This window comes from Agrobacterium larrymoorei (assembly GCF_013322225.1).
Taxonomy (GTDB): Bacteria; Pseudomonadota; Alphaproteobacteria; order Rhizobiales; family Rhizobiaceae; genus Agrobacterium; species Agrobacterium larrymoorei_A.
Window position 1 is genome coordinate 131733 of sequence record NZ_JAAMFB010000016.1, and the last position, 19900, is coordinate 151632.

General features: G+C 57.7%; 19 protein-coding genes and 1 other RNA gene. 6 read left to right on the forward strand and 14 right to left on the reverse strand.

Annotated elements, in window-relative coordinates; translation table 11 throughout:
* Positions 1–96: 96 nt before the first annotated feature.
* The 14 genes from G6L28_RS09500 to G6L28_RS09565 all read right to left on the reverse strand — a co-directional run bounded on the left by G6L28_RS09500 (position 97) and on the right by G6L28_RS09565 (position 13269).
* A complete protein-coding gene (locus G6L28_RS09500; RefSeq protein WP_174063520.1) occupies positions 97–1530 on the reverse strand; it encodes a UDP-N-acetylmuramoylalanyl-D-glutamyl-2,6-diaminopimelate--D-alanyl-D-alanine ligase in 1434 nt (477 codons plus the stop codon).
* Positions 1527–2987, reverse strand: a complete 1461-nt coding sequence (locus tag G6L28_RS09505) for a UDP-N-acetylmuramoyl-L-alanyl-D-glutamate--2,6-diaminopimelate ligase (RefSeq protein WP_174063521.1) — start codon at positions 2985–2987, stop codon at positions 1527–1529. The genes G6L28_RS09500 and G6L28_RS09505 overlap by 4 nt, the downstream gene beginning before the upstream one ends.
* A 58-nt stretch (positions 2988–3045) precedes the next feature.
* Positions 3046–4785: a peptidoglycan D,D-transpeptidase FtsI family protein gene (locus tag G6L28_RS09510; protein ID WP_174063522.1), complete on the reverse strand. Its 1740-nt coding sequence runs from the start codon at positions 4783–4785 to the stop codon at positions 3046–3048.
* A complete protein-coding gene (ftsL, locus tag G6L28_RS09515) occupies positions 4785–5339 on the reverse strand; it encodes a cell division protein FtsL (protein ID WP_174063523.1) in 555 nt (184 codons plus the stop codon). Before ftsL ends, G6L28_RS09510 begins: the two co-directional genes overlap by 1 nt.
* 1 nt (position 5340) lies before the next feature.
* Positions 5341–6366 carry a 16S rRNA (cytosine(1402)-N(4))-methyltransferase RsmH gene (rsmH, locus tag G6L28_RS09520; protein ID WP_174063524.1) on the reverse strand — a complete coding sequence of 342 codons (1026 nt, stop codon included), beginning with the start codon at positions 6364–6366 and terminating at the stop codon, positions 5341–5343.
* A gap of 14 nt (positions 6367–6380) precedes the next feature.
* A complete protein-coding gene (gene mraZ / locus G6L28_RS09525) occupies positions 6381–6821 on the reverse strand; it encodes a division/cell wall cluster transcriptional repressor MraZ (protein WP_174063525.1) in 441 nt (146 codons plus the stop codon).
* A 401-nt stretch (positions 6822–7222) separates the two neighbouring features.
* An RNA gene (rnpB, locus tag G6L28_RS09530) (RNase P RNA component class A) lies at positions 7223–7625 on the reverse strand.
* Positions 7626–7790: 165 nt separating this feature from the next.
* Positions 7791–8111, reverse strand: a complete 321-nt coding sequence (locus G6L28_RS09535) for a BrnA antitoxin family protein (RefSeq protein WP_174063526.1) — start codon at positions 8109–8111, stop codon at positions 7791–7793.
* The gene (locus G6L28_RS09540) at positions 8111–8356 is read right to left on the reverse strand and encodes a BrnT family toxin (protein WP_174063527.1); all 246 of its coding nucleotides are present in this window, start codon (positions 8354–8356) and stop codon (positions 8111–8113) included. The genes G6L28_RS09535 and G6L28_RS09540 overlap by 1 nt, the downstream gene beginning before the upstream one ends.
* 84 nt (positions 8357–8440) lie before the next feature.
* The gene (locus G6L28_RS09545; RefSeq protein ID WP_174063528.1) at positions 8441–9634 is read right to left on the reverse strand and encodes an NAD(P)/FAD-dependent oxidoreductase; all 1194 of its coding nucleotides are present in this window, start codon (positions 9632–9634) and stop codon (positions 8441–8443) included.
* Between the two features lie 85 nt (positions 9635–9719).
* Positions 9720–10907, reverse strand: a complete 1188-nt coding sequence (locus G6L28_RS09550; RefSeq protein WP_174063529.1) for an FAD-dependent oxidoreductase — start codon at positions 10905–10907, stop codon at positions 9720–9722.
* Between the two features lie 76 nt (positions 10908–10983).
* Positions 10984–11520: a lytic transglycosylase domain-containing protein gene (locus tag G6L28_RS09555; protein ID WP_174063530.1), complete on the reverse strand. Its 537-nt coding sequence runs from the start codon at positions 11518–11520 to the stop codon at positions 10984–10986.
* Between the two features lie 244 nt (positions 11521–11764).
* Positions 11765–12532: an N-acetylmuramoyl-L-alanine amidase gene (locus G6L28_RS09560; protein WP_174063531.1), complete on the reverse strand. Its 768-nt coding sequence runs from the start codon at positions 12530–12532 to the stop codon at positions 11765–11767.
* The gene (locus tag G6L28_RS09565; protein WP_174063532.1) at positions 12529–13269 is read right to left on the reverse strand and encodes a J domain-containing protein; all 741 of its coding nucleotides are present in this window, start codon (positions 13267–13269) and stop codon (positions 12529–12531) included. Before G6L28_RS09565 ends, G6L28_RS09560 begins: the two co-directional genes overlap by 4 nt.
* Before the next feature lie 303 nt (positions 13270–13572).
* Between G6L28_RS09565 and G6L28_RS09570 the strand changes: the two genes are divergently transcribed.
* From G6L28_RS09570 to G6L28_RS09595, 6 genes are all read left to right on the forward strand, one after another.
* Complete coding sequence (locus G6L28_RS09570; RefSeq protein ID WP_174063533.1) at positions 13573–14784, forward strand: pyrophosphate--fructose-6-phosphate 1-phosphotransferase; 1212 nt, start codon at positions 13573–13575, stop codon at positions 14782–14784.
* Between the two features lie 187 nt (positions 14785–14971).
* Positions 14972–15607, forward strand: a complete 636-nt coding sequence (locus G6L28_RS09575) for a LysE family translocator (RefSeq protein ID WP_174063534.1) — start codon at positions 14972–14974, stop codon at positions 15605–15607.
* Positions 15608–15728: 121 nt separating this feature from the next.
* On the forward strand, positions 15729–16784 hold the full coding sequence (locus G6L28_RS09580) for a lytic transglycosylase domain-containing protein (RefSeq protein WP_174063535.1): 1056 nt from the start codon (positions 15729–15731) through the stop codon (positions 16782–16784).
* 215 nt (positions 16785–16999) lie between these two features.
* Positions 17000–18250: a DUF3419 family protein gene (locus G6L28_RS09585; RefSeq protein WP_174063536.1), complete on the forward strand. Its 1251-nt coding sequence runs from the start codon at positions 17000–17002 to the stop codon at positions 18248–18250.
* Positions 18247–18924, forward strand: coding sequence for a class I SAM-dependent methyltransferase (locus tag G6L28_RS09590; RefSeq protein WP_174063537.1), 678 nt, complete (start codon positions 18247–18249; stop codon positions 18922–18924). Before G6L28_RS09585 ends, G6L28_RS09590 begins: the two co-directional genes overlap by 4 nt.
* A 132-nt stretch (positions 18925–19056) precedes the next feature.
* On the forward strand, positions 19057–19851 hold the full coding sequence (locus G6L28_RS09595; RefSeq protein ID WP_174063538.1) for a glycoside hydrolase family 25 protein: 795 nt from the start codon (positions 19057–19059) through the stop codon (positions 19849–19851).
* Positions 19852–19900 lie beyond the last annotated feature (49 nt).

Genomic DNA, 19900 nt, shown 5'->3' on the forward strand with positions numbered 1-19900 from the left:
AAAACGGCGGGCAAAAATGCGGGGTTGCCCGCGCCGCTTTAAGTTTTTGTTCCAGCATCCGGTAAGGCGAGACGCCTTACACTTCTTACCGATGCTTTAAATCTGGCGCTCCGTCTCCGGGAATGCCGGATACTTGTCAAGCAGCGCGGAGACAATCTTGCCGAAACCGATGCCGAGTGACGATTTTATCATCACCACATCGCCCGGCTGGACCCATTTCAGCACGAATTCGTTGAGTTCCGCCGTCGTCGGGAACCAAGCCACATTCACGCTTTCGGGCAAGGCATCACGCAGCGCCGCCATCGATTCTCCGGCAAGCCAGACATGCTCGATACCGGCAGACAGAATGGGACCGGACAGTTCCTCATGCACTTCCGATGCGAACTCGCCCATTTCCAGCATGTCGCCCAGCACTGCAACACGCCGTCCATTGCCATGAACTTCCGACTGCGCCAGAAGCGCAATCGCAGCCCGCATCGAAGCCGGGTTGGCGTTATAGCTCTCGTCGATCAGCAGGAACGAACCCTCGCCGACCGAAAGACGGTGGCGCTGGCCCCGGCCCTTCACCGGCTGAAGTGCGGAAAGCGCATCGAAGGCCCGGTCGAGATTGGCCCCGGTCACGGCAACCGTACCCAGCGCCGCCATCGCATTTTCCGCAATGTGACGCCCCGGCATGCCGATATTGAGCTCGCTTGTCTCACCATTGATAATGGCCCAGATGGTCGAGCCGTTCGGCGTGGCTTCGAAATCCGCCAGCCGGAAATCCGCCTTGGCGTGCTGGCCGAAGGTCAGGATATGCTCGATACCGGCATCGATAGCCGCCGTTTCCAGCTGCTCGAACTGCGCATTGTCGCGGTTGAGGATCACCGCGCCACCCGGCAGAACGCCCTCGAAGATTTCCGCCTTCGCAGCAGCGATCTCCTGCAGATTGTTGAAGTTGCCGAGATGGGCTGCGGCAATGGTGGTGATGATGGCCAGATGCGGCTTCACCTGCTTCACCAGCGGGCGAATTTCGTTCGCGTGGTTCATGCCCACTTCGAAAATGCCGAATTCGGTATCGGCAGGCATCCGCGCCAGCGTCAACGGTACGCCCCAGTGGTTGTTGAAGGAAGACACCGCCGCATGGACCTTGCCGGAAGGTGCCAAAACCTCGCGCAGCATTTCCTTGGTCGTGGTTTTGCCCACCGAACCCGTCACAGCAATGATGCGCGCAGACGTCCTTTCACGCGCCGCGATCCCGAGCTTCACCAGCGATGCCAGCACGTCTTCGACCACGATCATCGGTATGGTCAAACGGCCAAGTGCGGGCAGTTTCGCCTCGGAAACCACCATCAGCCCAGCACCGTTCGCCACCGCGAAGCTTGCATAATCATGGCCATCGACACGGTCGCCCTTGATGGCGAAGAAGGCTTCGCCCGGTTGCACCGTGCGGCTATCGATAGAAATGCCTGTAATGCCTTGTGGCAGATTGCCGACCGGACGACCGGCCATCACGGCGATCATATCCGCAACTGTCCATAACCAGCTCAAATCTTTAATCCTTCCAGCGCGGAACGCACCTGTTCATGGTCGGAAAACGGCAGCGTGACACCGCCGACAATCTGACCTTCCTCGTGCCCCTTGCCCGCAACGATCAATGTGTCTCCGTTCCCCAGCATCGAAACGGCGTGGCGGATCGCCTCCGCCCGGTCCGCAATCTCAAGCGCGCCGGGGGCCGCTGCCATGATCTCGGAACGGATCGTATCTGGCTCTTCCGAGCGTGGATTGTCATCGGTGACGATGACGATATCGGAAAGCCGTGTGGCGACCTCGCCCATGATCGGACGCTTGCCCTTGTCGCGGTCTCCGCCGCAACCGAATACGGTAATGATGCGGCCGGACGTGAAGGGACGAACCGATGTCAGCACGTTTTCCAGCGCATCCGGCTTGTGAGCGTAATCCACATAGGCCAGCGCACCGTTTTTCGTCTGACCGATGAGTTCCAGACGACCGGCAGCGCCGATCAGCTTTTCCAGCGCCTTCATCGCAACGGGCGCTGAAACGCCGGTGGACATGGCAAGGCCTGCCGATACGAGCGCATTGGCAACCTGAAAATCACCGGCAAGCGGAATATCGACTTCGAAAATCTTGCCCTGATGATGCACTTCGATCATCTGCTTGTGGCGGAAATGCTCGACGCGCTTCAGCGCCAGATAGTCACCCTTGCGACCAACGGTGCGCACGTCATGCCCTGCCTTTGTCGCAACTTCGATTGCCTGTGCAGACCACGGATCATCGGCAAAGATGATGACGGGCGACCCCTTCGGCAGCAGCGTATCGAACAGCCGCATCTTGGCCGCCATATAGTCTTCCACGGTCGGATGGTAATCCATATGATCACGGCCGAGATTGGTAAAACCTGCAGCGGAAAGCTTGACGCCATCCAGACGCCGCTGGTCGAGACCGTGGCTGGAGGCTTCCATGGCCGCATGGGTCACGCCTTCGGAGGCGAGTTCGGCCAGAAGCGCGTGAAGCGAAACCGGATCGGGCGTGGTGAGAGAGCCGTATTCCTCGCGGCCCGGAGCGATTACGCCAGTTGTGCCGATCTGTGCGGCAGAATGCCCTGCGAATGCCCATATCTGGCGCGTGAAGGAAGCAACGGATGTCTTGCCCGCAGTCCCGGTGACGGCAACCATGTTTTCCGGCTGACGTCCATGAAAACGGGCAGCAGCGAGTGCGAGATAAAGCCTTGTATCGGAGACGGTAAGAACCGGTACATCTGCCGAAATCGGCTGACCGGAAACGATGGCTGCCGCACCCCTGGAAACAGCATCCTGCACGAAACTTGTGCCATCCGCCTTGTTTCCGGCAACGGCAACGAACAGGGAACCGGGCTGGACCTTGCGGCTATCCGCCGTAATCCCTGCAATCTCCAGCGCGCCTGCATCCGTGCGCAGCAATTCATTCAGTTCCGGGAACTCGGCCCCGGAGAGATCTCGCAAAATCATATATGTGTCCGTCTTGTCCCCCCGGCGCGATTCGCCGGTACATCATAAGCTGTACCAATCAATAAGACACGAGCAAGGCCGATCCATCGCTGCCGAATTTCGGCTTGACGCCAAGCATGGAGGCAGAACGGCTAATGATATCGTGGACCATCGGTGCCGCGGTGTTACCGGCCAACGCCGCCCCATTGCCCTTGTCGGTGCGCGGTTCGTCGATGAAGGTCAACACCACATATTGCGGGTCATAGATCGGAAACGCGCCGAGGAAGGCATTGAAGTTCTTGTCGTGGGCATAGCGACCGTTGACGACCTTGTCGGCCGTACCGGTCTTGCCGCCGACATCGAAACCCTCCACGCGCGCGTTGCGGCCAGAACCCTTTGTGCCATTCCAGTCGAACAGGAAGCGCATATCCTTGCTGGTCGTGGGCTTCATCACCTGCTTGGCCACGAGGTCGGCCTGATCTCGGCTGCGCGGCAGGAAAGTCGGCTCGATCAGCTTTCCACCATTGACCAGCGCCGCACCGGCAATCGCCGTCTGCAAGGGGGTTGTGGACACACCGTGGCCGAAGGAAATGGTGATCGAATTGATCTTCTTCCATGTGCGCGGCTGCGATGGCATGGCCACTTCCGGCAACTCGGTCTGCATTTTCGACAGAAGCCCGAGCTTGGTCAGGAAGTCCTTGTGGCCATCGATACCCACGGTGTCGGCAATCTTGGCCGTACCGATATTGGAGGAATACTGAAAGATTTCCGGCACGGAAAGCATACGACCCTTGCCATGGAAGTCCTTGATGGTGAAGCCACCGATGCGGATCGGCGCGCGCGCATCGAACATGTCGTTCAGGCTAACCTTGCCGGAATCGAGACCCATGGCGATGGTGAAGGACTTGAAGGTGGAGCCCATTTCGAACGTACCGTTCGACATGCGGTTCAACCAGCCCTCTTTGGCACCTTCAGCGGGGTTGTTGGGATCGTAGTCAGGCTCGGACACCATTGCGAGAATTTCGCCGGTATGGACGTTCAGCACGACGGCACCCGCGCCGATTGCTTCGGTTTTCTTGATCCACTCGCTGACGACATCGCGCGCAATTGCCTGCACGCGAAGGTCGATCGAAAGTTTCACCGGCTCCAGCGACTGGTCGGAGGTCATGCCAAGCGCAGTCAGATCAGCCAAACCCTGACTGTCCAGATAACGCTCCATGCCTGCAACGCCACGGTTGTCGATGTTTACGTGGCCGATGACATGGGCCGCCGTTGCGCCACCAGGATAGAAGCGACGCTTCTCAGGCCGGAAGCCGACGCCCGGAATACCGAGCGCCAGTATCTGGCTCTGCTGTTTCGGCGTCAATTGACGGCGCAACCACTGGAAGCGGGAGTTGGACGTCAGCTTCTGATACGTTCCGCGTGTATCGAGATCGGGTAGAACGGTGCGCAGCTTTTCGACCGCCTCATCAACATCAACGATACGATGCGGCTCCGCAAACAGCGAAACGGTGCGGATATCCGTCGCCAGTACTTCGCCGTTGCGATCCAGCAGATCGGGGCGCGATGCCATCAGCCGGTCTGCGGGCGCAATGCTGGAAACCGTTTCCGGCATTGCCATACCATACTGCACCAGCCGCCCGCCAACGACACCGTAAAAGCAGACAAAGCCGAAAATCAAAAGGCCGACGCGGCTTCTCGCCTGCGCGCCACGCTTCTTGCGGGCTCCTTCGAATGCGGAGTGATCGCCCACACCGCCGGTACTTGCTGAAAAATGGGCTTTGCTCTTCAAAACCATGACACGGGAGAGAAAAGACATCAGTCCACCGATCCTGTTATCGTTTCATCCATATCGCCAGACTCGTCACCCAATTGCGGGCGAGCCGCAGGCATGGGCGAAGCCGGACGTGTAACCTTTCCACGCGACATCGGCACCGGCACGCCGCCGGTTGCGACGATCTGCCCGGCAGGTGCCGATTTGGCCTTTGCACCGCCAAGTGTCGCGCCGGGCTTGGAGCCGTTGACGGCAGCGGCGATCACGTCTTCCACGCTCATACCTTCCGGCTCCGGGGGCTGCGGCAGTTGCGAACGCAGCATCGGCAGTTCCTGCGGCTGCGCAAGCTGTGTCGGCAGCGTCGGCACGAGCTGAAGATCGTTCTGATAGGCGTTGACCAGACGGTGCAGACGGTTTGGCTGCGTCAAGAGCGCCCAGTCGGCGCGCAAGAGGTCGATCGTGTCTTTTTCAAGCTTGATTTCAGCCTCGAGCTTGCGAACCGAATCCAGCTTCAAATCGGCCTGATGCTTGATGGAATACGTAACGACGGCTGCTGCCACCATGACGCCGAAAAGTATGAAATCGAATGTCCGCAGCATGTCAGCCTCCCAATTTTTCTAGGCTGGCGAGATCGGGTAAATCGAAAATCGAAAGATCGGCTGCGCGCGCCGGAGCGGTCGTGCGCACCCCCGCCCGCAGCTTCGCCGAACGGGCGCGCGGATTGGCTTCCGCCTCCTCCTCGCTCGCCGCGATCATGGGCTTGCCCACTGCATCGAAAATTGCGGGCCTGTCTTCCACCATCGGCATGTGGCGTGAGCCCGCCGCCCGGCTGGAGCGATCCGTGAAATATTTCTTGACGATACGATCTTCCAGAGAATGAAAGGTAACGATGACGAGACGGCCGCCCGGCTTCAAGGCACGCTCGGCAGCAAACAACGCCTGCGCAAGCTCTCCAAGTTCGTCATTGACGAAAATGCGGAGCGCCTGAAACACCCGTGTCGCGGGATGGATCTTGTCCTTGGCCTTACGCGGCGTCACGATTTCGATCAGCCCGGCCAGATCGCGTGTGGTGCGAAACGGCTCTTCCGCACGCTTCTTTTCGATAGCGCGGGCAATACGGCCCGACTGTTTTTCTTCGCCCAGAAAGCCAAAAATGCGGATCAGATCGCCCACCTTGCAGCGATTGACGACATCCGCCGCCGAGACGCCGGAGGCAGACATACGCATATCGAGCGGTCCGTTTTTCTGGAAGGAAAAGCCGCGCTCAGCCTCGTCGATCTGCATGGAGGAAACGCCGATATCGAGCACGATCCCATCCAGTCCTTCGGATGGAACGTGAGAGGCAAGATTGGAAAATTGCGATTGCTTCAGCGACAGCCGCCCGCCGCTGGCGACAACCATATCATGTCCACCAGCAATTGCAGTGGGATCGCGGTCAAGCGCGATGACGTCAGCACCTTGGTCGAGGATGGCTTGGCTGTAACCGCCAGCCCCGAAGGTACCATCCAGAATGACCTTGCCCGGTGCAGGCTCAAGCGCCGTCAAAACTTCACGAAGAAGAACCGGAATGTGACGAACAGGTCCGCCACCGGCATCAGAAGATCGTCCGCCAGAATTCGCCGCCATTCCGTTTCCCCGTCTTACACGGGACGAGCAGCCGCAAAACCGCGCCCCGTTCTTGCCGCCGTCTGCGCCTCGTGAAACGCTTCCGGCTGCCACAACTGAAAATGATCTGCCCGACCGACAAAGGTGACTTCGGAGGTTATGCCGGTAAAGTCCCGGATGAAATCCGTGACCATCAACCGCCCTTCCCCGTCGAGCTTCATGAAAACGCCGCCACCGTGAACCAGCAGCGACATAGCATTTGCTTCCGGCGAAAATGCATCCATGGACGCAATCTGCCGTTCGTAGCGCTCCAGCAAGTCCGGGCCACCGGCACTTATTGCAGGAAACGCAAAATCCTGCAGGCAATAAAGCTCCCTGATCTCGCGCTCTGCCAATACCGAACGGAACGCCGATGGAATCGAAACGCGCCCCTTGGCGTCGATCCTGTTCGTCACGTTCGATAAAAAGCGACCCATTTGCCAACTCGCGAAAACCACCAGGGATCACGGACAAGACCGCATTCCCGGACGACACCGTTACGCACGACAAATCGCTGCCCGACAGGACAATAAATCCCGCAGACCCATTCAGGCACTTCAACAGTTTCAGCGATTGCGGGTCAAAAACACGACCCTTTGTGGTGTGCATTTGGGATATCATGGGACACTATGGGCGTCAATGGGAGAAGGCAGCGCGAACCGACTTCGGATTCGAATATTCATATCCCGTTAAGTTTAACGAATGGTTTACCGGCAGCCTTTTCGGCACAGCAAAACAACTGCCCTAACGTTAGTTAAGCAGTAAATTTTATCAGCAATAACAATTGTCTACGCGAATCATCCGAAACTTTGCGCAAGGACGTTCAAGAAAAGGAAAATTTGCCAGTTGGCCTGTAAGCCGGGTTCTGTATGGCCCCGGTTTGACCCGGAACGTGGCAGCCATTCATCTGGGACGACATTTGCACGCCGCCTCTCGCAACCCACCCGGATAACTCGCCCAAAAACCGGCTGTAGGCCTGCTTGCGCAAGGCCCCGCGTTATCCCTATTCGGTCTTGCTCCCGGTGGGGTTTACCTTGCCACCCCTGTTACCAGCGGCGCGGTGGGCTCTTACCCCACCCTTTCACCCTTACCATCTAAAAGATGGCGGTCTACTCTCTGCGGCACTTTCCCTAGGGTCGCCCCCGCCGGACGTTATCCGGCACCGTGTTTCTGTGGAGCCCGGACTTTCCTCACCTTACCGTCTTTCGACATTGATAAAGCGCGGCTGCCCGGCCAACTGGCACGCGCTCCTTAGACGGGTTCAAGATGAAAAGCCAATGGAAAATCAAAGCATCTCTAGCGAGAGGTCGACACCTTGGATCATGTGCCTCCACTTTCAGCGAGAAACGCCACATGCGCCCGTCAATCGGAATCGCCCTACTCTTCGCCGCTACAATTTAGCTGTCCTAAAGACCTGCCGTCTTTCTCAGATCGTCATTGATGCGGGACTGCCAGCCTTTGCCAGTGGCTTTGTAGTGCTCCACCACATCAGGATCGAGCCTTATCGTTACCGGCGTCTTCGTATTTTCGACCTTCGGCCTGCCCCGACGAGCAATTTCCCTATCGATACTTTTGCCCAGGTCGGGAAAAATCTCCCGGAAAGGCTTGGCCCAAGCGAGCTCCTCTTCCGTAGCTTCAGGCGCATCCGGATCGGAGGCGATCATGCGCTGCACTTCAGCCTCTTCCGCATCTGAAAGCGGCCGTTTTGAAGAAAACTTAACAGGCATCACATTCTCCTTTCCTTGGCGCTGGCCGGACGCATCGAAATCACTGACAGCGCTTGCGCACCCAGCGGGCGAAAAACAACGGCGATGATTATTCTCCCTTGAAACTCACCTATTGCCATATAGCGCTCAGCCTTGGACGGAACCACGATGGATGCTGCAAAGAACTCGAGCGTCAGGTCCGCGAAGTCCAAACCGTGTTTCTCGATATTCGTCACGCGTTTCGCTTCGTCAAACGTAATCTTCATTTATTGTACGTACATTAATTGACTTCAAAATACAAGAGCGACCCCGCGCGCCAGTGCGTGACTCCCACACATGCCGAACGCAGCCTACCGGGTAAACACAGGCGCAAAATCCACGCCATACCCCTGCCCGCTGACATTTCCCTCGGTCAGCAAGACCGCGCCCAGTCGCCCGATCTCATCTGAACTCTTTGCTGCCGCACCACAGCCACCGGTCAAAACCGCGATCCGCGACGACCCACCATATCCAATCGCGGGAAAACCGCTCGGCGTGTAGGAAACTACGCAAGCGGTCATGGAAATCCGCGTGCGGTCAATGCTCGGAATGAGCGACCCGATGATGTCGAAGAAATCGTCTCGAACCTGCGGCTTGCCGCCATCCCGAAACCATTCCCGCATCTCCGCATCCGTTCGCAAAGGAATATCGACCGGCTCACCGCCGATCTTGAGATATGTCTTGCCATTGGGGTAACGCACCGGCGGCAGAAGATAGATGTGTTTTCGCGGATCGGCAGGCTCGTAGATGAGCGACGGCATATCCGCATATTGCCCTAACTCTGCATCTGGAATTTCAAACAGGGCGACGGTCCGACCATATACATTCATCGAAAGAGGTTGCGGCAAAAGCCCTTCCGCAATGGAAAATCCACCTGCGGCAACCAGCACCTTCTCCGCTGTGTAGCTCTTGCCAGACGCCGTCGTAACCGTCGCCATACCGCCGTCTTCACGCACCGAAACGGTAATATCGTCAAACCGCGTCACACCTCGCTTTTCGGCTGCGATAATCTGCGCCCTCACAAGTTCACGCGGATTGATGTAGCCTGCATTGCGCCTCTCAAACACACCTTCACAGCCGCTTTCGAAGGAAAAATACGGGAAACGTTCAGCAAGCGCTGCGTCGTCAAACATCTCGGTCTCAACGCCGAGCTTCTGCGCCGCTGCACATACATTCTCAATATAGGGAAAGCCCGTGCCCCTCGTCTTTCCGACGATCAGGCACCCGACTTCACCGTAAAAGTCTACCCCGCTTTCAAGTGATATCTCTTCGTAGCGGGCAATGGAGCGGTTGGCGAGAAGCGCCCAATCCGCGTTGCCGTCTATCGTGCGCGTTATACGCGCCGCATCGTAATGGCTGGCAAAAACGCCCTGATGGCTCGCGATGTCTTCAGGCTCCTTCGGCCCGATCAACGCTACGCCGTGCGTCTTTAGCGAAAGATGCCGAGCCGCCGCGGCCCCCATCATACCTGCACCGACGACAATATATTTGAACTGCGCTGCCATACCAACTCTCACCGATTTTTAGACTCTGCTTCAGGGGTTTGTAGCCTGTTCTTGAATCGGTGTCAGAGGGATTGAGGAGAGAAAATCAAACAAAAACCGGCGCCATCTCCCGCGCAAAATCATTTCCCCCCAACTGCCCTTCAAGCAAAAGCACCGCTCCCAATCTGCCAATCTCATCCGAAGACTTGGCCGAGACGAAATTGCCGCCGGTGAGTACGGCGATGTTGGAGGACTGGGTGTAGCCGATATAGGGGTAGCCGGTGCGGGTGATGGAGGCTACGCAGGAGCCGGAAGTGACCGGGCATCCGACAAGCTCCGGCATCAGCTCCGTCGCGCGGCGGATGAGGAAATCGACCTCGCTTGGCGTTCCATCCGAGTGAAACCATTCAATCGCCTCACCCAGCGTTTCGAGCCTGCCCTTCTCGCTCTCCCCGCCGATCTTCAGATAGACCTTGCCATCGGGATAGCGGACCGGAGGAAGAATGTAGACGATATCGTCGGCGTTTTCGGCAAGCACGATGGTTGACGGCATATTCGCAAAGGCCTGCTGCTTTGCCTCATTCAGTTCGAAGAAAGCGGTAGTTCGGCCGGTCGCAGCCATGTCCACCTTCGAAGGTACGATATCGGCCATGTTGGTGAAACCACCGGCGGCAACGATGATCTTTTCAGCGCTGTAGCAATGCCCTTCGGAGGTTTCCACCGTAACGCCAGACCCGGTATCGGAAACCCTGGCGGCAGTCTCGCGGATGAGCTTCGCACCCTGGTTTTCGGCAATCGCAATCTGCGCCTTCACCAGCGCGCGCGGGTTCACGTAGCCCGCATTGCGCGGCTCGAACCAACCTTGATGATCTTGCGCCAATGAAAACATCGGAAAGCGGGATGCGAGCGGCGCGGGATCATACGTTTCGATGGAGAGCCCGAGCACTTCACGGCTGCCCATTGCGCCCGCCACGTAATCGCCACCCAAACCCTCACCATTACCGACGAACAGGCACCCTACCTCGTGATAAAAGCGGATGCCGCTCTTCTCTTCGATTTCTGCATAACGGCCAATCGAACGCTTCGCCAGTTCGGCCCAAACCGCGTCGCCGTCGAAACCACGGGTAATGCGGGCTTCATCGTAATGGCTGGAAAAAACGCCGCGATGGGTTTTCCGGTCGGCTGGTTCGGCTGGGCCGATCAGCGCCACGCCATCCGCCTGCGCGGAAAGATGGCGCGCCGCAGCAGCCCCTATCATTCCAGCCCCGATCACGATGTATTTGAAGTCCGGCATACCTGTATTCCCTTTTGCTACCCATCAAGTAGCAAACCCGATACGCCGAAAGAAGCCCCCGCCGCATCGATGCCGATCAACCCTGCAAAAGCGCCTGCACCTTGCCGCAGTAACGCTTCGAGACCGGGTTCATGCGCGTGGCACCGTGGCCTGCATTGTAACGCAGAATGGTGCCGCACACTTCGCCGCCGCCCAGCTGGTGGGCCGTTGCCAGATACTGCATGCCCCAGCGAATATTGGTTTCGGGATCGTAAAGCGCTTTCGTCGTGCCGTGATACCCCATCATGCGCGCGGTTGCCGGTTTGATCTGCATCAGCCCGACCTCGCCAGCGCTGCCACGAGCCTTGGGGTTGCCCTTGCTTTCCACCGAAACCACCGCATGGGCGAGGTTCACAGGCACGCCGTAACGCGTGGCATATTTAACGATGAGATCGGAGTAATCGTTCTTCAGCGTCGTTGGAAGTGTTCGTTCAGGGATGGGATAACCCGGCTTGCGGAAATAGGTCTGCAGGGTCACGGTCTTTGTCTTCACATCATCCTTGGCAAAAACAATTCCAGTCTGCGCGGCCAGCATGGACATGCAGACCGAGACAGCAACAATTACGCTTCTCATTAGTAGTTAGTATCTCCAGGCATGAAGTCTGTCAGTACAACGGACGCAAAAGGCATCCATGCGGATAGTTCAACCGAACGATCCGTCGAAGTCTTCATCATTGTTATTGACGGCTACACACGCGTATCGAGCCAGCCGCAGTTCGATGAAGCTGTTAAAGTGGCCCAATAAGGATTTACTGTGGCAGAGAAGAAAAAACGCGCTGCGCGATCTAAATTTTCGGAACCATTTTGCGCGAAAGCGCTTATGCGACCCGAAATTTCGGCAGCGACGAAATCAGCCGATGCAGCGTATCGATGGTCGAAAAATCTGCGATACCATCCACCAGAACAGGCCGGAAGTGCCGCTGGAAGGCAGCAACTGCACCCTCGGTCTTGTCGCAATAACTGCCCGAAATTTCAACGCCGTAACCATAGAGCGACAGCATGGATTGCAGCGCCTCGACCGGCTGCCCGCTATCGCCTCGCTGGAAGAAGCGCCCGCCACCAATGGCTGCTGGCGCAACCCAGTGCCCGACACCCTGCTGCGACAGGATGTCCCACGGGAATTTCTCACCCGGATCGACCTTGCGAACCGGTGCGATATCGGAATGCCCAAGCACCCGCTCAGGCGCGATGGACCATCGCGCGCCGCAATCGCGACACAATTCGATGACCGCATTAATCTGGGGTTCAGGAAACTCCGGCAGCCCGGCAGGGTGCCCGCCATTGGCAATCTCGATGCCGATGGAGCGCGAGTTCAGATCCGTCTCGCCCGCCCAGAAACTTTTGCCAGCATGCCATGCCCGGCGGCTTTCCGGCACCATCTGAATGACGCGTCCATCCTCGAACACGAAGTAATGGCTGGAAACCTGGCTTTCAGGGTTGCTCAGCCACGACAGCGCGCTCTCGGCACCATCCATGCCCGTATAATGAAGAATAATGGCATCCGGTGCGGAAACGTCCACCCGCTCGCCGTGGTTCGGCGAAGGCCGGACGACGGCACCGGTATAATCCGGCTGGAAGTCACTCATGCGACGCGGCGTTCTTTCTCGATTGCCGCATAGGCGGCGTTGAGAGCCGCCATACGCTCATTCGCTGCCGCATGCAATTCCATCGGAACACCGCGCGCGATCAGCTTGTCCGGATGGTGTTCAGCCACGAGTACGCGGTAACGTTTGCGAATATCGGAGAAGTCGTCAGATGGCGAAACACCAAGCACGCGATACGGATCGCGTCCTTCCATATGCACATGCCGCGCCATGATCATCTGGAAATGATCTTCAGTGATGCGGAAGATTTCGGCGATCCGGCCGAGGAATGCCAATTCCCGTTCGTGGATCAGCCCGTCAGCCTTGGCGATATGGAACAGCCCGTCGACGACACTTTCCAGCATTTCGCAGTTCTCGTCACCGGAACCGCAAAGGCCGGCAAGCTGCCCTGCATAGGCTTCAAAGCCTGCCACGTCCTGACGAGCGAGATTGTAAAGCCGCGCCACGTTGCGCGCTTCATCATCGGGAAAATCGAAAATCTGGCGAAAAGCGCGAACTTCGGCATCGTTTACCACGCCGTCGGCCTTGGCCATCTTCGCCGAAAGCGCAATGATCGCAACGGAGAAAGACACCTTGCGGCGAGTTTCCGGGTCGCCCTCGAACACCGTACGAACCGCCTCGATAACGCGAGACAAAACGTTGCCCGCCGCATCGCCGATCGCGCCGAGCAGACGTTCCCACAGAGACGAAAGTTGCAAACAGGCGAAATCGTACATCATGTCTCCAAGCATACGGGCCGATTTTGTGAATGCAATATGCATAACGGTCGCATGGCATTAACTTTTATTCATCTTGAAATCATGTCGGCTGACATGATTGGTAATACGGTACTTGGCCTCGTCCGGTTTTCCATATGTTGGCGCAGGTCCACAAGTTATGCGCCGATTGAAACGATTAGATCGGCTAACTCATTCAATCGCCTCAAAGTTTCGCGTTTTTCTTGAGAAATTCACTTTACATGCCACATTTCAAGGCCCATCCATTTGCCCTGTCATTGAACGAAGCTGACAAAGGAGACTATGATGGCCAAACAGAAAGTCGCGATGTTGACCGCAGGCGGCCTCGCGCCCTGCCTCTCTTCCGCCGTTGGCGGACTGATCGAGCGCTACAGCGACATCGCCCCTGAAATCGACATCGTGGCCTATCGCTCCGGTTATCAGGGTGTCCTTCTGGGCGATAGCGTTCAGATCACCAAGGAAATGCGCGAAAAGGCGCCTCTTCTGCACCGCTACGGCGGCTCGCCCATTGGCAACAGCCGCGTCAAGCTCACCAATGCAGCAGATTGTGCCAAGCGCGGCCTCGTCAAAGAAGGCGAAAACCCGCTGGCCGTCGCGGCGGATCGTCTTGCTAAGGATGGCGTCACCATCCTCCACACCATTGGCGGCGATGACACTAATACGACAGCGGCGGACCTCGCAGCCTATCTTGGCGCGAACGGCTATAATCTTACTGTGGTCGGTCTGCCGAAAACCGTCGATAATGATGTGGTTCCCATCAAGCAGTCGCTCGGTGCATGGACGGCAGCCGAAGTGGGCGCAAATTTCTTCGACAATGTCAGCAACGAGCAGAGCGCTGCCCCGAAAACGTTCGTCATCCACGAAGTCATGGGCCGCCACTGCGGCTGGCTCACTGCTGCAACCGCCCGTGCGTATATCCAGAAGACCAAGGGCAACGAATATGTCGAAGGCCTGATGATGGGCGGGCAGCTCAAGAGCATCGACGGTCTTTATTTGCCGGAAATGGCTTTCGATATCGAAGCCGAAGCCGCGCGCTTGAAGAAGATCATGGAAAAGACCGGCTTCGTCACCCTGTTCGTCTCGGAAGGTGCCGGCCTCGATTCCATCGTCGCCGAGCGCGAAGCCTCCGGCGAAACGGTCAAGCGCGACGCCTTCGGTCACGTCAAGATCGACACGATCAATGTTGGTGGCTGGTTCCAGAAGCAGTTTGCCAGCCTGATCGGCGCAGAACGGACGATGGTTCAGAAGTCCGGCTATTATGCCCGCTCCGCCCCAGCGAACGGCGAGGACCTGCGCCTCATTCAAAGCATGGTGGATCTGGCTGTTGAAAGCGCCTTGAACAAGGTATCCGGCGTCACCGGCCATGATGAGGACCAGGGCGGCAAGCTTCGCACCATCGAGTTCCCGCGCATCAAGGGCGGCAAGCATTTCGATCTGTCGACAAAGTGGTTCGGCGAGGTGATGGAGCACATCGGCCAGCCCTTCAAGGCCGCATAATCCAAAACTCTAAAATACTGTGGCGTAAACACATCAGCAAAAAATCATGCATCCTTCGGCCCAGAAATCCGTTTCGGTTTCTGGGCCGATGCTGTAGTCTGTCCAGACGATAACGACGAGGCAACGGAGATTGAGTTCATACTCTGCAAGCTTCGTAAGCTGTCTGGGAGGGCAAGGAGGAACGTTAATGTCCGCACAAGTCTGGCTGGTTTTCTGTGCAGCCTGTGCCATTCTTTTCGCGCTTCCATCACCCATCGCCTTTAAAGTCGCGAGCTATGCCGCCATTCGCGGAAAACGCACGCTGATTGCTTCCGTCTCGGGCGCCACCCTCGGCACTGTCACCACCGTTACCGCGGCCTCCATCGTCGTTGCTGGTGCAGAATACGTGCCCGAAGCTTTTCTGGATATTGTCCAGTGGGCGGGCATCGGCTGGCTGATGCTATTCAGCCTTTGGACCATCGCAACGCCTGCCGCCCGTGAAGCGAACGGCGACAACGACAATCTGCGCGGGAAGACCTTGGGCGCGATCTTTATCGATTGCTTCGTCCTTGCTGCCCTCCGTCTGCGATACTTCGGCTTTTTCGTCGCATTCCTGATTCAGTTCATCAACGGCACGCGCAACGTTGTTGAAATGCTTGCACAAATACAGGCAGTCGCTCTTGTGATCGCATTTGTCTGCCTCACCGCTCAGGCGATTTTCGCGAAATCCACCATCGCACTCGTGCGCCGCTTTTCGGCCACCAAGAAAGTGCGCAGCCCCCGAGGTACTCACTTCATCGCGGGCCGGGCAGTCACTGCCGGATACCGCGGCATCGCCGCTTGATGGGCAACTGGCTGTTCCCGTCTTGCCGCTAACCTTACAATAGGTTAATGATCTCGCGTTGGGACTGCCTGCTTCGTTCGAAACGGGGGTATCGAAAGACAGGCGAACTAGAGGCGGCAGCATGACAATTTCTGGCAATTTGCGCCGAAAACCGGCGTTACTTTTGTCGTCCACCGTGGGACTGGCTATGGCGCTGGCAGGATGCACAAGCGTTGAAGTCGCCGACAAGACCGATCTCCATTCCCCCAAGATCGCCGCAGCAGCCGCAACGGCCCAGACCGCTTCCGGTACGACCAACGCGGCGGAAGCTACTCCCGGCACGACCACCGCGCCGGTTGAGGTCGCATCCAACTCTGAAACGACACCACCGATTTCCACGACAGCCCTCAAGGGTGGTCGCGTAGCGCTACCTCCGGCAGCGGAGATCGCTGCAGCGGCCGCAATTTCCGCACAGATGCAGCCACAGGCTGGTGCGCCACAGACAGCATCCGCAGATATACTCGGCGCAACACCGGTTGCCGCCACTGCCGCGACGACGACGGATGCCGCCAGCCTTCACGCCGCAGCAAAAGCCTCTGGGACCGCATCGTTGCCGCAGGTCGTTGCCGTCAAGGGCAGCTTCCCGCCCGCCCCGCCGCCGCCTGGTACGCCCTCTTCGGCACCGGTGCAGCTGACGGAGGAAATGGTCCGCGAACAGACCATCGTGCCTTTGCCCAAGCCTGAAAGCACCATGCTGGCTTACGCCGCCGCGCCACAGAACGCAGCCCTTGCCGCGATCAGCACCCGCGAAAGCATCGTCGTGGCACCAGATACGCCCCAGCCGGCCGGTCGAGAAAAACTCAGCGGCCTCATTTCCAAATATGCGTCCATGTATAACGTGCCGGAAGATCTGGTCCACCGCGTGGTCATGCGCGAAAGCCGCTACAACCCGGCAGCCTATAATGGCGGCCACTTCGGCCTTATGCAGATCAAGCATGCCACCGCCCGCTCGATGGGCTTCAACGGTCCGGCCAATGGCCTCTTCGACGCTGAAACCAACCTCAGATATGCCGTGAAATACTTGAGCGGCGCATGGAAAGTCGCTGACAACGACCGTGATGGCGCGGTTCGCCTGTACGCCCGCGGCTACTATTACGATGCCAAGCGCAAGGGCATGTTGCACGTTCTGCGGCAGTAACAGCGGAATCCAGCATCGCGGAAAATGGGCGAAAAGCGCGCCGAGGCCCTTACTCTAACCTGTAGAAGAACAAGCGATTTCAATACCTTAAGCGCAGCTTAGATGTTGAAAACTGCCGGTGATGAATTTAAACTCGCCGTCCGAAAATCCCTACGTCATCAAACTGTTGCGTCCTCCCGCTAAACGCCTCTCACCCGAACGAGAGGTGGAATCAGATGACGAGTGCCGCACCGAAAACCGGCTTCAACAAGAACGCCAAGCTCAAAGCCGCGCTTCTCCAGCACAAAGCTCTTTCCAGCCATGGATTATCCGAACGGCTGTTCGGCATGCTGTTTTCCGGTCTCGTCTATCCCCAAATCTGGGAAGACCCGGAAATAGACATGCAGGCAATGGAGCTCGAGGAAGGGCACAGCATCGTCACCATCGGCTCCGGTGGCTGCAATATGCTGGCTTATCTTTCGCGCTGCCCGAAAAGCGTCGATGTGGTCGATCTCAATCCGCACCACATCGCACTGAACAAGCTGAAGCTCGCTGCCTTCCGCAACCTGCCGAGTCACCGTGATGTCGTGCGCCAGTTCGGGCAAGCAAATGTTCGAACCAACATCACAGGCTACGACCGCTTCATCGCACCGAACCTCGATGAACAGACCCGCGCCTACTGGTCTAAGCGTACGATAAGCGGTCGCCGCCGTATTTCGGTGTTCAACCGGAATATCTATCGCACCGGTCTCTTGGGTCGTTTCATCGGCGCTGGCCATGTGCTGGCACGATTGCATGGCGTGAAGCTTCAGGAAATCGCCAAAGCCCGCTCCCTGGAAGAACAGCGCCAGTTCTTCAACGAGAAGGTTGCGCCCCTTTTCGACAAGCCGATGATCCGCTGGCTGACCAAGCGCAAAAGCTCGCTGTTCGGCCTCGGCATTCCGCCCCGTCAGTATGACGAACTCGCCAGTCTATCGGACGGCAAAACCATTGCGCCCGTGCTGCGCCAACGACTGGAAAAGCTGGCTTGCGATTTTCCGTTGCAGGAAAACTACTTCGCATGGCAGGCTTTCGCACGCCGTTATCCCGATGCCCATGAAGGCGCCCTGCCCGATTATTTGAAAACTGAATATTACCCCGCCATCCGCGAAAACACCGCCCGCGTCGCCGTGCATCACGCCACGTTTACGGAATTGCTGGCCACCAAACCGGCCTCCTCGGTGGATCGCTACGTACTTCTCGACGCCCAGGACTGGATGAGCGACACGCAGATTAACGAGTTGTGGGCGCAGATCAGCCGCACCGCTGCACCGGACGCACGCGTCATCTTCCGCACCGCCGCCGAAAAAAGCGTGATCGAAGGCCGTCTTTCGCCGGATCTGCGCGCCCAATGGGCCTATTTGGAAGAGCGCTCGAAGCAACTCAACGCCAAGGATCGTTCCGCCATATACGGTGGCTTCCACATCTATCAGAGGACATCCGCATGAAAAGCATTGGAGACAGTGTCGGGCTGGGCGATGTCCATCATGCAAGCCTGATGGACCGCATGTACCGCCACCAGCGGCACATATACGACATCACCCGCAAATATTATCTGCTGGGGCGAGATGGCACCATCGAGAAACTGAACGTGCCTGAAGGCGGCAGCCTGCTAGAAGTCGGCTGCGGGACGGGCAGAAACCTCCTGCTGGCGGCAAAGCACTTCCCCGACGCAAAGCTCTACGGCCTCGATATCTCGGCAGAGATGCTGACAACCGCGAGCGAGAACTTCGCGGACAAAAGAGAGCGCCCGACCCTGCGCGTTTCGGATGCGACAAGCTTCCGGCTGATCGAGTTCTCCCGCAGCGCGGGCTTTGATCGCATCATGATCTCCTATGCTGTTTCGATGATACCGGAATGGGAGATGGCAGTGGAGCGCGCACTCACCTCACTGGCACCCGGCGGCTCACTGCACATCGTGGATTTCGGCCAGCAGGAGCATCTGCCACGCTGGTTTAGAACCGCCCTTCAGGCATGGCTCACGCGGTTCCACGTCACCCCTCGCGCCAACATGCGCTATGTGTTGGAAACCCTTGCCGGAAGCCATAATGCCGCGCTGGAGTTCGAACCGATTGCCAGAGGCTATGCATGGCGGGCGGTCTTGACCTTGCCAGAGGCTTGAAACGTCGTTTTTCTTAAGTCACCGTCTTGTCATAACCGCTTGTTTACCCTGTTATGGTAAACGGGAATTAACGATGTGCGTTGGTCAAACCGCGCTTCGGACGGGAACTTCATTCGGTAACTTAGGAAAATCATGCGGCGGCTTATTCCGGCTCTTCTTGGCACCCTCCTCGCGTTGAGCGGATGCACCTCCACTAGCTATGATTTTCTTGAAACGGCCTCGGTTGCAAAGCCGCGGTTCAAGGATAACGATCCGCAGGATTTCGGCCATAAATCACCTCACAAGCATGAGGTTCACGGCATAGATGTTTCCAAATGGAATGGAGATATCGACTGGGCTCCGGTCCGCAAAGCCGGCGTCTCCTTCGCCTTCATAAAGGCGACCGAAGGTACGGATCGGTTGGACGCCCGCTTCGACGAATACTGGCGCGGTGCGGCCGCCGCCGGTGTGCCGCACGCGCCCTACCACTTCTATTACTTTTGCGCCCCGGCAGACGCGCAGGCAGACTGGTTCATTCGCAACGTTCCGAAAGAAGCGATGAAGCTTCCGCCGGTTCTCGACGTGGAGTGGAACCCCGCCTCGCCCACCTGCAAGACACGGCCGTCGCCAGACGTCGTTCGCGCTGAAATGCAGCGCTTCCTGACGCGCATCGAAGCCTATTATGGCAAGCGCCCGATTATTTATACCAGCGTCGATTTCCACCGTGACAATCTGGTTGGCCATTTCAAGGGCTACCCATTCTGGGTACGCTCAGTTGCCGCTCACCCCTCGGAAATCTACAGCGATCGGCAGTGGGCCTTCTGGCAGTACACCGGCACGGGCGTTATTCCCGGCATAACCACGCCGACGGATATCAACGTCTTCTCGGGAACAGAGAAGAATTGGCGCACATGGGTAGCCTCTTCGGCAAGTCAAGCGCGTAGCTGATAGCAAACGACTTGCTTTTTCTATCAAATCCGGCAGATGTGCTGCAAAT

What these genes read in the sequence shown, in the direction of transcription:
- G6L28_RS09505 (WP_174063521.1), bottom strand. Translation starts at nt 2,987, where the DNA reads ATGATTTTGCGAGATCTCTCCGGGGCCGAGTTCCCGGAACTGAATGAA.
- G6L28_RS09510 (WP_174063522.1), bottom strand. Translation starts at nt 4,785, where the DNA reads ATGTCTTTTCTCTCCCGTGTCATGGTTTTGAAGAGCAAAGCCCATTTT.
- ftsL (WP_174063523.1), bottom strand. Translation starts at nt 5,339, where the DNA reads ATGCTGCGGACATTCGATTTCATACTTTTCGGCGTCATGGTGGCAGCA.
- rsmH (WP_174063524.1), bottom strand. Translation starts at nt 6,366, where the DNA reads ATGGCGGCGAATTCTGGCGGACGATCTTCTGATGCCGGTGGCGGACCT.
- mraZ (WP_174063525.1), bottom strand. Translation starts at nt 6,821, where the DNA reads ATGGGTCGCTTTTTATCGAACGTGACGAACAGGATCGACGCCAAGGGG.
- G6L28_RS09535 (WP_174063526.1), bottom strand. Translation starts at nt 8,111, where the DNA reads ATGCCTGTTAAGTTTTCTTCAAAACGGCCGCTTTCAGATGCGGAAGAG.
- G6L28_RS09540 (WP_174063527.1), bottom strand. Translation starts at nt 8,356, where the DNA reads ATGAAGATTACGTTTGACGAAGCGAAACGCGTGACGAATATCGAGAAA.
- G6L28_RS09545 (WP_174063528.1), bottom strand. Translation starts at nt 9,634, where the DNA reads ATGGCAGCGCAGTTCAAATATATTGTCGTCGGTGCAGGTATGATGGGG.
- G6L28_RS09550 (WP_174063529.1), bottom strand. Translation starts at nt 10,907, where the DNA reads ATGCCGGACTTCAAATACATCGTGATCGGGGCTGGAATGATAGGGGCT.
- G6L28_RS09555 (WP_174063530.1), bottom strand. Translation starts at nt 11,520, where the DNA reads ATGAGAAGCGTAATTGTTGCTGTCTCGGTCTGCATGTCCATGCTGGCC.
- G6L28_RS09560 (WP_174063531.1), bottom strand. Translation starts at nt 12,532, where the DNA reads ATGAGTGACTTCCAGCCGGATTATACCGGTGCCGTCGTCCGGCCTTCG.
- G6L28_RS09565 (WP_174063532.1), bottom strand. Translation starts at nt 13,269, where the DNA reads ATGATGTACGATTTCGCCTGTTTGCAACTTTCGTCTCTGTGGGAACGT.
- G6L28_RS09570 (WP_174063533.1), top strand. Translation starts at nt 13,573, where the DNA reads ATGGCCAAACAGAAAGTCGCGATGTTGACCGCAGGCGGCCTCGCGCCC.
- G6L28_RS09575 (WP_174063534.1), top strand. Translation starts at nt 14,972, where the DNA reads ATGTCCGCACAAGTCTGGCTGGTTTTCTGTGCAGCCTGTGCCATTCTT.
- G6L28_RS09580 (WP_174063535.1), top strand. Translation starts at nt 15,729, where the DNA reads ATGACAATTTCTGGCAATTTGCGCCGAAAACCGGCGTTACTTTTGTCG.
- G6L28_RS09585 (WP_174063536.1), top strand. Translation starts at nt 17,000, where the DNA reads ATGACGAGTGCCGCACCGAAAACCGGCTTCAACAAGAACGCCAAGCTC.
- G6L28_RS09590 (WP_174063537.1), top strand. Translation starts at nt 18,247, where the DNA reads ATGAAAAGCATTGGAGACAGTGTCGGGCTGGGCGATGTCCATCATGCA.
- G6L28_RS09595 (WP_174063538.1), top strand. Translation starts at nt 19,057, where the DNA reads ATGCGGCGGCTTATTCCGGCTCTTCTTGGCACCCTCCTCGCGTTGAGC.